The following is a 326-nucleotide window of genomic DNA, read 5'->3' as shown; positions in this document are numbered from 1 at the left end:
TATAGTTAGGTATGCTTAATAAAAATAAAAGGAGAACCTATATGAAGAAAATATTGTTCAGTTTTGCTCTGCTATTGTCCCTAATAGGGTTAGGAGCTTGTCGTCCATCGCAAACCACAGAAGGCTCTAGTAAGCCAAGAGTGGCTGTGACTACTTCCTTCCTCAATGACATGGTCTATCAGTTGGCGGGTGATGAGGTGGAACGTGATTTGCTGATTCCAGCAGGAGAAGACCCTCATTTGTATGTAGCCAAATCTAGTGATTTATCAAAATTACAAAAGGCTGACCTTGTTCTCTATCACGGTTTGCACTTTGAAGGTAAAATG

Annotated in this window: 1 protein-coding gene; it reads left to right on the top strand. The window is 40.5% G+C overall.

Annotation, left to right across the window (positions count from 1 at the left end; translation table 11 throughout):
* Positions 1–41: 41 nt before the first annotated feature.
* The coding region (locus C1G53_RS03770) for a metal ABC transporter substrate-binding protein (RefSeq protein ID WP_161941366.1) at positions 42–326 on the top strand (285 nt) is incomplete at its 3' end.

Origin of the sequence: Streptococcus suis (assembly GCF_002960445.1) — a bacterium.
GTDB lineage: Bacteria > Bacillota > Bacilli > Lactobacillales > Streptococcaceae > Streptococcus > Streptococcus hyiners.
The sequence above is the reverse complement of the archived record's forward strand: the minus strand, read 5'-3'. Positions and strand labels throughout refer to the sequence as shown.